Source organism: Microbacterium sp. bgisy207 (assembly GCF_057706855.1).
Genome location: NZ_JBYIPB010000005.1, coordinates 197,843 through 210,386, shown reverse-complemented (window position 1 = coordinate 210,386; position 12,544 = coordinate 197,843). Strand labels below are relative to the sequence as shown.

The 12,544-nt window shown below is 68.2% G+C and carries 11 protein-coding genes; 3 read left to right on the top strand and 8 right to left on the bottom strand.

Annotated features, from left to right (window positions below; all coding sequences use genetic code 11):
- Window positions 1-12: 12 nt before the first annotated feature.
- Window positions 13-1,539: an SGNH/GDSL hydrolase family protein gene (locus AC3ENO_RS06690; RefSeq protein WP_434969862.1), complete on the top strand. Its 1,527-nt coding sequence runs from the start codon at window positions 13-15 to the stop codon at window positions 1,537-1,539.
- A 65-nt stretch (window positions 1,540-1,604) separates the two neighbouring features.
- Here the strand turns inward: AC3ENO_RS06690 and AC3ENO_RS06685 are convergent, their stop codons facing one another.
- Window positions 1,605-1,949: a hypothetical protein gene (locus AC3ENO_RS06685; RefSeq protein WP_434969861.1), complete on the bottom strand. Its 345-nt coding sequence runs from the start codon at window positions 1,947-1,949 to the stop codon at window positions 1,605-1,607.
- A 28-nt stretch (window positions 1,950-1,977) separates the two neighbouring features.
- Here AC3ENO_RS06685 and AC3ENO_RS06680 point away from each other — a divergent pair, with 28 nt between their 5' ends.
- A complete protein-coding gene (locus AC3ENO_RS06680) occupies window positions 1,978-3,132 on the top strand; it encodes an SLC13 family permease (protein ID WP_434969860.1) in 1,155 nt (384 codons plus the stop codon).
- Between the two features lie 71 nt (window positions 3,133-3,203).
- Here the strand turns inward: AC3ENO_RS06680 and AC3ENO_RS06675 are convergent, their stop codons facing one another.
- Window positions 3,204-3,911 carry an NUDIX hydrolase gene (locus tag AC3ENO_RS06675; RefSeq protein ID WP_434969901.1) on the bottom strand — a complete coding sequence of 236 codons (708 nt, stop codon included), beginning with the start codon at window positions 3,909-3,911 and terminating at the stop codon, window positions 3,204-3,206.
- Window positions 3,912-4,080: 169 nt separating this feature from the next.
- Between AC3ENO_RS06675 and AC3ENO_RS06670 the strand changes: the two genes are divergently transcribed.
- Window positions 4,081-4,632, top strand: a complete 552-nt coding sequence (locus AC3ENO_RS06670; RefSeq protein ID WP_434969859.1) for a hypothetical protein — start codon at window positions 4,081-4,083, stop codon at window positions 4,630-4,632.
- Here AC3ENO_RS06670 and AC3ENO_RS06665 read toward each other — a convergent pair.
- From AC3ENO_RS06665 to AC3ENO_RS06640, 6 genes are all read right to left on the bottom strand, one after another.
- Complete coding sequence (locus tag AC3ENO_RS06665; protein ID WP_434969858.1) at window positions 4,626-6,863, bottom strand: glycoside hydrolase family 31 protein; 2,238 nt, start codon at window positions 6,861-6,863, stop codon at window positions 4,626-4,628. The two genes, AC3ENO_RS06670 and AC3ENO_RS06665, sit on opposite strands and share 7 nt — an antisense overlap.
- The gene (locus tag AC3ENO_RS06660; RefSeq protein WP_434969857.1) at window positions 6,860-8,035 is read right to left on the bottom strand and encodes a glycoside hydrolase family 15 protein; all 1,176 of its coding nucleotides are present in this window, start codon (window positions 8,033-8,035) and stop codon (window positions 6,860-6,862) included. Before AC3ENO_RS06660 ends, AC3ENO_RS06665 begins: the two co-directional genes overlap by 4 nt.
- A gap of 96 nt (window positions 8,036-8,131) precedes the next feature.
- Window positions 8,132-9,379 carry an ABC transporter substrate-binding protein gene (locus AC3ENO_RS06655; RefSeq protein WP_434969856.1) on the bottom strand — a complete coding sequence of 416 codons (1,248 nt, stop codon included), beginning with the start codon at window positions 9,377-9,379 and terminating at the stop codon, window positions 8,132-8,134.
- Between the two features lie 50 nt (window positions 9,380-9,429).
- Window positions 9,430-10,245 (bottom strand): carbohydrate ABC transporter permease, encoded by an 816-nt coding sequence (locus AC3ENO_RS06650; protein ID WP_434969855.1) that lies wholly within the window; start codon window positions 10,243-10,245, stop codon window positions 9,430-9,432.
- Window positions 10,238-11,209: a carbohydrate ABC transporter permease gene (locus tag AC3ENO_RS06645; RefSeq protein WP_434969854.1), complete on the bottom strand. Its 972-nt coding sequence runs from the start codon at window positions 11,207-11,209 to the stop codon at window positions 10,238-10,240. The genes AC3ENO_RS06650 and AC3ENO_RS06645 overlap by 8 nt, the downstream gene beginning before the upstream one ends.
- Window positions 11,206-12,414, bottom strand: a complete 1,209-nt coding sequence (locus tag AC3ENO_RS06640; protein WP_434969853.1) for an ROK family protein — start codon at window positions 12,412-12,414, stop codon at window positions 11,206-11,208. The genes AC3ENO_RS06645 and AC3ENO_RS06640 overlap by 4 nt, the downstream gene beginning before the upstream one ends.
- Window positions 12,415-12,544 lie beyond the last annotated feature (130 nt).

Below are 12,544 nucleotides of genomic sequence, written 5' to 3'. Positions count from 1 at the left end.
TAGTGTGATGCCGTGCGAAAGCTGATGGCGGCTGTTGCTGCGACGACCGGACTGCTCGTCCTTCTGCTCACAGGGGCGCCGGCCCTCGGAGCCAGCGGAGACACCGATGCGCTCGACGGACTGGACTACGTGTCGCTCGGCGACTCCTACCAGGCCGGGTATGGACTCACTCCGTTCAGCAATACGAGCCCGTTCGCGGGCGACCCCAACGGCTGCTACCAGGCCGATGGCAACTATCCGCACCTGCTTGCGGCGTCGTTCGGTCTCACGATCAATGACCAGACCTGTTCGGGCGCGATCACCGCCAACATCGGCTACGGATCGGCGACGGTCCCCGCGACCGACCCGAACGTCATCCTGCCGACGCTTCCGGATGTCTCGACACTGCAGGTCACGCTCTCGGGCATGACGGCACCGCAGCTGCAGTCGGCGGGCCTGAGCGCAGACACCGACATCGTCACGGTCGGCATCGGCGGCAACGACCTCGGCTTCTCGTCGATCGCCACGGCCTGCATGCGCCTCACCGTCGACAGCGATCCCGCCTACCTCGAGTACAAGGTCGGGTCGTTCGACAACTGCAAGGACTACTTCGACGACGAAGCCACCTATCCGTCGGCGTACCTGAAGGGGCGTATCACCGACTCCGTGGCGCCGCGCCTCGCGCAGACGTTCGCCGAGATCCGGGCCGCCGCTCCGAACGCGCAGGTCTTCGTCGTGGGATACCCGCAGGTTGCGCCCAACAACGCAACGGATGCCTGCTTCACCGCGCCGACGACGCCGAACGCGGTGCCCTACAACGGCATCGATCTGCAGTTCCTGCACGACATCGAGCAGCAGCTCGACGACACCATCCAGTCCGCCGCGCTCGCGGCGAACTTCACGTTCATCCCCACGTGGGACCAGACAGCCGGCAACACCCTGTGCACGCCCGACCCCTGGATCAACGGCATCACGCTCTACATCAACACGCAGCAGGACTGCGACCCGGGCTACCTTCCCGCCGACTCCGAGAAGTGGATCTGCGTCAAGCTCGGTGCGCTGCACCCGAACGAGGGCGGCGTGCTCGAGGTCGCGAACATCGTGCAGCAGGCCATCGCCGAGTGGGCGCAGACCCGAGGGGTCACCGCGAGTGTCGGCGAGGTCGTGCAGGGCGGGCAGGTGACACTCTCGGGCGGCGGTTTCGGACCGAACGAGACGGTGCAGATCGAGCTGCACTCGACGCCCGTCCTGCTCTCGTCGGTGCCGGCCAGCGCGTCAGGGACGTTCTCGACGACCCTGACGATCCCGACGGATGCCGCGCCCGGCCCGCACTCGCTGGTCGCACGGGGCCTCAGCTCCAAGCGGACGTTCTCCACCCCCGTCACCGTCACCGCGGCCAGCCCCGCGAGCGAAGGCGGAGCATCCGTCCTGGCCGAAGGCGGCATGGACTCGACCACCCTGAGCCTTGTCGGTCTCGGGGCGCTGCTGGGCACGGCGCTGGTCGCGGGTGGGGCAACGCTCGCGCTGCGGCACGGCCGCGTCGCCCGTGTGAAGCGCTGACGCCAGCGCGTCACCGGAACCCGGTGCGGCACCGCATCGCGGCACCGCCACGCCTCAGCCTGCCGTCAGCGGACCTGTCGGGCGAGCAGGATCGCGATGGCCGCGCACAGGGCCGTGCTCACGGCGACGAGGACCGCCCCGAGCGGCCCGATGCCGTCGAGCACGATGAACACGAGGTTCAGGACAAGACTGATCGTGCCCGCCGCGGCCGGCACCCAGGGACGTCTGGCGAGAGGAACCACCAGCACAGCGAGCGCGGCGACCAGAACGACGACGTTGCCCGAAATGCGCAACGGCTCGACCTGATCGATCGCGACGTGCAGCACGACGTCGAACACGGTCAACAGGGCGAGGACTGTCGCCAGCACCAGGACGACACGGGAGCGAGAGAGCACGACTGAGTCTCTCATCACTGCTCCCGATGGCGCCCGCGAGAGGATGGATGCCGTGAAACTGGCGATCATCGGCCTCGCGCTGCTGCTGGCCGCAGCCAGCGCCATCGCCACCGGAGTGGCGCGCCCCGACGATGCGATCATCGTGGCCGAGCGGGTGTGGCCGATCCTCCTCTTCGTCGTGTCGGTGACGATCGTCGCCGAACTTGCTGCAGCCGCCGGCGTGTTCGACGCCGCAGCGCACCGACTCTCACGTGTGGGACGCGGGCGCACCGCAGCGCTCTGGGCCGCCGTGGTGATCCTCGCCGTCGCGGCAACCGCTTTCCTCTCGCTGGACACCACCGCTGTGCTGCTCACCCCGGTCATCGTCGCGGTGGTCAGGGCGCGACGCCTCGACCCGCTGCCTTTCGTGTTCGCGACCGTCTGGTTGGCCAACACCGCCTCGCTCGTGCTGCCGGTCTCGAACCTCACGAACCTGCTCGCCGCCGACCTGCTGCACCTGGACCCGTGGGAGTTCCTCGCGCTCCTCGGGCCGTCCGCGGTGATCGCGATCGCGGCGACCGTCGGCGTGCTCGTCGTGTTCTTCCAGCGCAGTCTGCACGGCACCTACCCCGATGTGACTCCCCCTGCCGCGGCCGACCCTCAGCTGCTGCGCATCGCAGCGATCGTCGTCATCGTTCTGCTTCCGCTGCTCGTGTCGGGACTCGCGCCATGGATCCCCGCATCCGCAGCCGCCCTCGTGCTCCTCGGCGTGTTCGGATGGCGGCATCCGCGCGCACTGCGGTGGCGTCTTGTGCCGTTCTCGCTCGTCGTCTTCGCGGCAGGGCTGTTCTTCGCCGTCGGAATCCTCGAGACACTCGGTTCGGGCGCTCTCATCGGGGCCATCGCGGGCACCGGGACGGATCTGCTGTCGCTGTGGCGCCTGACCGGGACAGGGTTGATCTCGGCGAACCTCATCAACAATCTGCCCGCGTATCTGCTCATCGAACCGGTCGCCGGGTCACCCGAGCGGCTCGGTGCGCTGCTGATCGGCGTCAATGCGGGCTCTCTCATCACGCCGTGGGCCTCGCTCGCGACCCTCTTGTGGCATCGCCGGTTGCGAGTCGAGGGCGTCGACGTGGGATGGACCCGGTTTGTTCTCATGGGGCTGGTGGGCGCACCCCTGATCGCGCTCACCGCCGTCATCCCCCTGGCACGCTGACCTGCGGACGGCGCACGGCAGGGCTCACCGTTCGCCCGAGCGCGACGCGAGCGCCACCCGCATCCGCGCGGTCACGGCAGGAGGTTCGGGATCGGAAACTCCCGCATCCGGTCCCACGGCTCCGTCCACCCCAAGCGATCGAAGAGGCCATCAAGCAGCATCGCGGTGAACCCCCACACGAGGTGCTCGCCTGTCTCGTGGCGCACCAGGAATGCGGGAGCACGGTGGGCCCGCTCGCCCCGGTCGATGACGGTGCTTCCCCGATTCGAGGGATCCAGCAGGTCCGCGACGGGCGCCCGAAAGACGGCGGCCGATTCCCCGACATCGACCGCGCGCACCGGCGACGGCCTCCGCCACCAGCTCAGAACCGGCGTCACGCGATGAGACGAGTACGGAAGGGGCACTTCGCTGAGTGTGCCCAGCACGTCCACCCCCGCCGGATCCAGGCCCGTCTCCTCCTGCGCCTCACGCAGCGCGGCGGTGACCGGACCGGTATCCCCGGGCTCGAGTCGACCACCCGGGAATGCCACTTGTCCCGCATGCGAGCGCAGCGTCGCCGCGCGGGCCAGAAGCAGGACGTCCAAGTCTCGCGAGACCTCAGCCGCGCTCGGCCGATGGACGCTCGGTGCGGCATCCAGCATCCCGAACAGGATCAACACGGCCGCCGGCCTCGCCTCCGGATCCGTGGGGAAGCCCAGGATCGCGGAGAGGCTGTCATCGGGGCCGACGGGTGAACCGCTCTCGACGAGCTCCAGCAGTTGTCGGCGCGCGCGGTGCATGCGCGGGTCCGCGTTCTCGCTCCCCCGCGCCGCGTGGGGACCGCTCGTTCGCACCGCAGCATCGCGGGGCCCGACGTCGCCAGTCATCCCCCCAGGGTACGGCCGACGCGCCCCGACCCCGCCGACGGATGGTAAGTTTCCGGCCACGGGACGGTACGGGGAGGTGCTGATGCCCGGACGGCGAGCGGCACCGGCCGCCTCGATGATCCTGGCCGCGATGGCGATCATTGCCGCGCTCGCCGGAGTCGTGACCGCCGGCTCGCTGTGGTCGACCTACCAGGCTGCCGAGTCGACGGCGGCGCAGACGCGGGTCGTCCTGGACGACGCCCTCGCCGACGCGCGTGGACGAGCGGATGCCGTCATCTCCGCTCAGGAAGACACCGAGCGGCTGCGGGAGTTCGCCGTCGGTCAGGCGAACTGTCTTCGGGTGAACCCCTGGTCGCCGCTGTGCAACAACTGGAACGCGCAGTCCGCGCTCGCGACCGCCGAGGCATCGCTGGCCGGCCTCGAAAGCGAGATGGACGTCGCCTTCGAGCGGGTCACCGGCGCGAGGGGCCCGTACGAGGCAGCACGCGCCGGTGCGGATGCCGCATACACGTCCTTCCTGGGTGCATGGGTCGCCGCATCTGTCGTGGTCACGGCTCTGCTCGGCGCCGCCATCCGTTCAACCGTCCGGGGTGGACGCGCGCCCTCGTCCGATCCTTCCGGCGCCGGTCACTGAACGCCACGGAACAGCTCACGCAGCGCGGAAGCGGCCTCGGAGCGGGCGAAGACCGGGATACGGTCGATCGGCGTCGCCACCGACACCTGGCCTCCTCCGGCATGCCGCTCGCCCGTCCAGACATCGACCCACTCGCCCTCGGGCAGGTACACCGGCCAGGTCGACGCGTCCGGCGCGAGAACCGGCGCCACCAGGAGGTCAGGACCCAGCATCCACTGCACACCCGCTGACCACACCCGCTCGTCGTCCGGCCAGTCGAAGAACAGCGGACGCATGAGCGGGCGGTCCGTCGCGATCGTCTCGCGCGCGGATGCCGCCAGATAGGGAACCAGCGCCTCCCGCAGCTTCACGAAGCGCCGCGTGATCGGAATCACCCGCGCGTCGCCGGTGCGCTCGGCGATGTTCCAGGGGGTCCGGTCCCGAGAGGGACGACGGTGATGGTTGAACTCCGAGTGGTACTGCATGATGGGCACGAACGCGGAGGCGCTCATCGCACGGACGTAGAGTTCCGCGTCGGGCACGTCCCCGGAGAAACCGGCGATGTCCCAGCCCCAGTACACGATGCCGCACGCCGCGGCTGACAGCCCCGCGTTCATCGACCAGCGGAATGCCTGCCACGTGCTGTTCTCGTCGCCGGCCCAGAAGGCACCGTGGGGCTGCGATCCTGCGAAACCTGCGCGGCTGAACGTCACCGGCGCCTTGCCCGCCGAGAGCAACAGGTCGCCGTATGCGGCGGCGTACGCCGCCGGGTACGTGTTGTTCTTCTCGTCGCCGCGACGACCGTCGAGGTAGACCAGTTCGCTCCCCCATGCGTGCTCGCCACCGTCGGTCTTGAATCCGTCGATGCCGACATCCTCGACCAGATACCGGCGCTTGTCCGTCCACCACCGCGCAGCGCGATCGTCGGTCAGATCCGGCATGAGACCGAGCGGGAACCACCACCCCCGATTGCGGTAGGGCCGCAGACCGCCGCGTGAGTCGGGCTCTCGGATGAGCACTCCCTCGGTGATGGCGGCGCGGGCGTCCGCGGCTGCCTGCCCCACCGGGTGGGGACGCATCTTGATGAGCGGGATCTGCCAGAGGTGCACGGTGATTCCCCGGCGATGCAACTCATCGGTCATCGCCTTCGGGTCCGGCCAGGCGCCCTCCGCCGGGAAGGAGAAGTCGGAGAGCCGATGAGGCGACCCGTCGTCGTTGACCTCGTACTGCGCGTCGCGGAACGCGGTGAAGGTGGATTCATCGCTCCACGCTTCGATGACGACCGATCCGACGGGAATGTCGTGTTCGCGGTGCAGGTCCATCTGTCGCATCACCTCGGCCTGCGTGTTCCACTCGTTTCCGCTCGCCCAGAGCCGGAACACCCAGGAGGGCAGCTCGGCGGCGCGACCGACACCGTCGAGGAATCCCCCGAGGACGTCCACGGGAGATCCGGTGAACAGGCGCAGGGGCACGATGCCCTCCGGTCCCGTCTCGGCTTCCACAAGAACGCGATCCCGAACACTCTCCCCCGTGTCGAACCACACGCGGCGGGATGTATCGACGTGGAATCCCCAGCCTGCCCCACCCACAACGTGCGCGAACGGCATCGGCATATAGGTCTTGCGCTCGGCGCCTTGCGACTTGTACTGCTCGAAGACCATCGAGTCCAGGCGGATGCGGGTCTGCTCGAGCGCGTCATACCGCTCACCGAAGCCGACGACGTGCTCCTGCTCCGACAACGGCAGCGCGAAGCGGACCCGCCACGCCCGGCGTCCGTCGTGCAGCACCTCGACGCTTCCCTCGATCACAGTCGAGCGTCCGGACACGTCGACCGCAGCCGGTTGCGGTTGCCACTGCGCAGCGCGGAAGGAGAACCAGCGGGTCCGCTCGGAGCGGCCGTCCTGGCGCGATGCGATGAACCGATACCGGTACGTTCCGCTGCCGCGCAGCACCGGCGTCTCCACCTGCCACCCGCCGGCGGAGCGCGACAGCCGCGCGGCCGCGGACGCAAGGTGGCCACCGTCTTCCACGCGGCCGCGCGAGGCGCGCAAGGCGCGCTCCAGCGGCAGCTCGACGGTCTCGACAGTGCCGTCGTCACCGCGCCATTCGAGCGAGCAGCGCACCGCGACAGCGGCGGCATCCGTTCTCACACCGAGCGCGGCGGTGGCACCCACGAGCGGGACGACAGGCGACCGCTGCTCGGTGTCGACAGCGTAGGGGTGCCCCGACCCGTGTGGACGGTGACGGATCATCGCGCACCTCCCTGTCCCGGCGCGGTCGCGGCGTATGCCGCTACCGTCAGCGCGGCCGGGTCGATGGCGCCGAGCTCGACGCCCAGGCGAAGAAACATCGCGTGGCTCCACAGCAGCGGAGTGGCCACCGGACCCCACTTGTCGATCCACTCTTGGCGCATGCCGGGCGCGATCAGATGCTCTCCGACCTGCTCGGGCATGTCTCCGGTGTCTGTCGCGGTCGCGGCAGACCACGCGAACAGTTCCTCTGCGCGGTCGCGGTCACCCGCGGCGAGATGCGCGAGGCCGAGGAAACAACTCAGCAGCGGCCATTGCCCGCCACCGAAGAAGGTGTCACCGAGGTAGCGATGCACTCCCCCGGTCACGGCGAGATGGGACTCGAGGACCTCGATCGTGCGGCGCCCCACGGCCGACCGGGCATCGATCACCCCCAGCGGCGCGAGCGCTGCCGCAAGGCTGCCGTCGACGGCGGTCGAGCCCACCCATTTCACCAGGTGCCCGTCCGCCACGCCCCGCTCCGTGATGAACTCCGCGATGGCGCGGGCGGCATCGTCAGCGGCGGCGCGGCGCTCTCCCGAGATCAGGCCCGCGACGGATGCTGCCCGAAGGCCGGCTTCCACGCACGCAAGCGTGGAGATGTGCACGTGTTGCGAGTGTTCTTCCCACCAGTCGTAGCAGGGCCGCTGCCACGACGCGACGAGATAGTCGACGGTGATACCGACCGCATCGACGAACCGATCAGCGGGGAGCCCGTGTCGCTCGAGGTGGGCGGCGAGCGCCCAGATCCAGGTGCCGTAGCCGTCGAGTTGGAAGTCCCACCATTCGTCGACGCCGTCCTCCCCGGCGAATGTGAACCGCGCCGGAAGCATGTCGGACGCCGCGACGGGACGACCCGCCGCGGCCTCGGCGACGATCCGCATGATCGTGTCGCGCCGGCGGGCGATGGTGTTCGCGCACCACTGGAAGAAGGCGGTTGCCGAGTCCGGAGCACCGGCGATCGACGCTGCGTCTGCGATGAACGCGCCGTCGCGCAACCAGCTGTATCCCACGTAGGCCGAGAACGTGGGGCTGGCGGGGTAGGCGCCCTCCGGTGTCTGCAGTCCCGTGATGAGGCGGATGCTGTGTTCAGCAAGAGCGGAGTACGAGTCGAGGCGGCGGGGCGTGTGGGCCACGGGGTCCTTCTGTCTGTGTCGGTGTGGGGGCGTGCGCGCTGACCGTGGTGCCGCGCCTTCGTGTGCGAGGAGGCGCGGCACCACGGTTGGGTGCGGCTACTCGAGCAGGCCGGTCACCTGCTCGGCGAGTGCCGGGATTGCCGTGTCGGCAGTCGCTCGCCCGGCGGCGATCTCACCGAGCGCATTGGTGACGTCGTCCTGGATCTCGGTCGCGTTGGGGCCCAGCTGCGGAGCGACGGCGATGTTCTCGAGCGCCTCGAACACTGCGGCGCGGTTCTCCGGCGGCGTCAGCTCGAGGTACGGCGTGAGAAGGGCGTCATCGCTGATCGCGGGAAGCTCCCACCCGCTGCTCAGTCGCACATCGACCATCGTCTGCGACGAGGTGAGGAACTCCGCCCACTTCTGAGCAGCCTCCTTGTGCTCCGAGTTCGCGGACACGACAGCGGCGTTGGAGAACACCGCGCTGGCCTTCTGGACATCACCGGGCTCGACCGCGATGTCCCACTCGAACGGAAGGTCACCGACGAGACTGATCATCCAGATCCCGGTGTGCCACATCGCGAGCTTTCCGTCCTTGAACAGGTTCGAATCGAAGTCCGGCGTGCCCGCGCCGTCCTCCGCGGTCGGCATGACCGTGCCGGACTTGCCGGCGAGCCAGTTCGCGGCACGCAGGCCGGCCTCGGAATCGAACGCAGCCTCGGTGTTGTCGGCGTTGAGGAACTCACCACCGGCCTGCTGAACCGTCTTGTAGTACTCGTAGTAGCTGATGGGCTGATAGTCGCCCCACACCCCCGCGGCAGTGTCGGTGAGCGCTTCGGCGGCGGCCAGCTCGTCGTCCCAGGTCCAGTCGGATGTCGGGTACTCGACGCCGGCGGCGTCGAAGAGGTCCTTGTTGTAGAACAGGACGACGTCTGAGAACGACGTCGGAAGACCGTACTGAGCGCCGTCGACGGCGTACGTCTCGAGCACGGAGGTGCGGTACGCCGAGGCATCCACATCGGTCAGCTCGGCCAACGCTCCACTGGCCTGAATGTTCGGGAAGCTCCCGGCGTCGACGTCGAAGACATCAGCTTCGGTGCCGGCAGCCAGATCAGTCTGCAGCTGCGTGAAGTAGTCCGAGTACGGCGCGGTCGTGACCTCGACGGTGATGTCGGGGTTCTCCGCCTCGAACGCGTCGACGATCGTCTGAAGGTTCTCTTCGTTCCCTCCGTTGGAGATGAAGTTCGAGTACGTGATGGTGACGGGACCACTGTCGGTTCCGCCGTCCTCGGATGCCGAGCATCCTGCCAGCGCGAGTGCGCCGACTGCGGCAATCGCCGTCGCCGCAACGAGTGTCTTCTTCATGTGATCGGGATCTCCTTCGATTCGGATGGGTGGTGAGGGGTTCGGGTGGCCTATTTCAGGCCGGTCCCGGCAACGCCCTGAACGATGTATTTCTGGGCGAAGACGTAGAGGGCGAACATCGGGATGATGCTGATGACCGAGCCGGCCATCAGCACGTCCCATTGGGTGGAGTACTGACCCTGGAGGCTGGACAGGGCGACCGGCAGGGTCTGCAGCATGGGGTCGCGCAGGATGATGAGGGGCCACAGGAAGCTGTTCCAGGTGTTCAGGAAGGCGAACACGGCGAGCGTCGCGAGGGCCGGTCGAACGAGCGGCAGCATGATCTGGAAGAAGATCCGGAAGTGGCCCGCGCCGTCGAGCGTTGCCGCCTGGTCGAGGTCGTACGGCACCGTGCTCATCGCTTGGCGCAGCAGAAACACCCCGAAGGCCGACGCGATCGTTGGGAGGATCGCACCGAGGTACGTGTTGATCAGCCCGAGGGTCCGCATCTCCGCGAACAGCGGCACGATGAGCACCTGGAACGGGATCATCATGGTCGCCAGATACAGCAGGAAGACCAGGTTGCGTCCGGGGAACGGCATCCGCGCGAACACGTACGCCGCCATCGAGCTCGTCACCAGCTGCAGGAGGGTGCTCACGACCGCGATGATGATCGAGTTCACGATCACGCGGGCGAACGGGACCGTGCTGAACAACTGGACGTAGGGCTCGAGCGACGGGTTCTCGGGGATGAGCTGAGGCGTCACCGTGAGGCTCGCGCCCGGGGTGATCGAAGTCACGACAGTCCACAGGAACGGGAAGAGCATGATCAGCCCGCCCGCGATGAGCAGCACATACAGGGATGCGGTGCGCAGCGTCTTAGTCATAGTTCACCCACTTCCGCTGGCCGTAGAACTGGACGAGGGTGACCACGAGGATGACCGCGAACAGCAGCCACGAGAGCGCCGAAGCCATGCCTGCCTGGCCGTATCGGAACGTCAGGTCGTAGACCTCGAGCACCACGACCTGCGTCGCATCGTTCGGACCGCCGGCGGTCATGACGTAGACCTGGTCGAAGACTTGGAAGCCATTGATCAACGAGAGCACGATGACGAAGAACGTCGACGGTGAGAGCATCGGCATCGTGACGTGCACGAGTCGCTGCCACCAGCCGGCGCCGTCCAGCTCGGCGGCCTCGTAGAGATCCGCATTGATCGATTGCAGACCGGCCAGCAGGATCACCATGACGAACCCGAGATCCTTCCACGCGGACGCCAGGATGATCGAGGGCATCGCCCACGCGGGATCTGCCCACCACCCGGGCCCGTCGATGCCGAACCACGCCAGGACGGTGTTGACGACGCCCGTGCTCGGGTTCAGCAGCCACCGCCACACGAGAGCCACCACGACCCAGCTGGTGATGACCGGGAGGAAGTACACGCCGCGCAGCAGCGAGCGACCCTTCAGTTTCGCGTTCAGGGCGAGAGCCAGCGCGAGCCCGCCGACATAGACCAGCGGCAGGTAGCCGACGATGTAGTACAGCGTGTGCAGGAACGCCGCACCGGTCGCGGGGTCGGTGAGCAGGTCGGCGTAGTTGTCGAGTCCGACCCACTCCATGGGACCGATGAGGTTCCACGAGTGAAGGCTCGTCCATCCGGCCGAGATCATCGGCCCGAAGACGAACGCCAGCAGCGGGACGAGACTGGGGAGCAGGAAGACCAGCACCGTGAGGGTGTACTTCGCGCGTTTCCCCCGCGGCCGGGTCCGGCGTCCTGCCCCGGGAACGCCCCCGCGCGCGGCCAGGGCGTCACCGGCATCCGGGGATGCCGAGCGCAGCGGGACTGTGGTCACGAACCCACCTCGAGCGACGCGACGAAACGTTCGCGGACGAGCCGGCCCTGTTCCCCGGAGACGCCGTCCGCATCGAAGGGTGTCGCGAGCACGAGGGCTGCAGCACCCTGAGCCCACCGATCATCGAGCCAGCGCTCGACGGCGACGGGCGTGCCGCGCTTGCCGGGCACGAGGGCGCCGCGCAGCGCCTTCTCGAACGAGTCCGACCAGTGGTGCCAGGCCTCCACGCCTTCGCCCGAGAGCACGACGATGTCGGGGTCGAAGAGGTTCACCGCACCGGCCAGCGCGCGACCGAACGTGTGTCCGGCGTGCGCGAAGATCTCGCGAGCATCCGTGTTGCCCGCGTCTGCGAGAGCACGCAACTCGTCGATGCCCTCGTGCGTACCGAGGAGGCGGATCGAGCGCGCATCGTTGATGAGTGCGCCCTGGCCGACGATCGCCTCGAGGCAGCCGCGGTTCCCGCACTGGCACAGTGGGCCGTCCTCACGGACGGGGACGTGACCCAGATCTCCTGCGCCACCGGCCCGGCCGCGGACGATGGCGCCGTCCGCGATGATTCCGGCTCCCACGCCGTTTCCGACCGTGACCACGAGCACGTTGTCCGAGCCGCGCCCCTGGCCGAACAGATGCTCGGCCACGCACAACGCGTTGACGTTGTTCTCCACGACGACCGGCAGCTGGAGGCCACGTCGCAGCAGGTCGCCCAGCGGTACCTGGTGCCAGCCGAGCTGCGTCGAGTCGACGACCCCGACTCCCTGTTCGGCGACGGTTCCCGGCAGCCCCACGCCGATGCCCAGGATCTGCGTGTCCCTGCCGCCGGCGATGAACGCCCGAATCAGGTCGATGAGGGCGGATGTCGCCACCGGCGAGACGGCATCGAACTCCGCTGTCTCGGAACGGACGACCACCCCGTCGATCCCGACCTGCACGATCACGACATGGTCGGGCGCCACCTTCACCCCGAGCGCCGTCAAACCTCGCGAGACGAGGCCGAGGCGACGAGCGGGACGCCCCCCGCTGCGTGCGGCTTCGAGCTCTTCGATGAGCCCGTCGACGAGCAAGTCCCGCGTGAGCTGCGTGACGAGGGCCGGCGAGACATCCAGAGCGCGAGCGAGTTCGGCCCGCGATGCAGGTCCCTGACCGCCGAGGTGAGCCAGGATCGCCGTCCGGTTCACATCCGCGAGAAGCCGGTTTCCCTTTGCCACTTCACTCCCTCGTTCCGTGTTCTCACTCGTTGCGTGACCTCACTCGTCGCGAGAACTCGGTCACTGACTCGCCGCACGACCACTTAGGTCATCACTTTCTTAAGTCGTGAATAAAGGCTAGAAGGAAGTG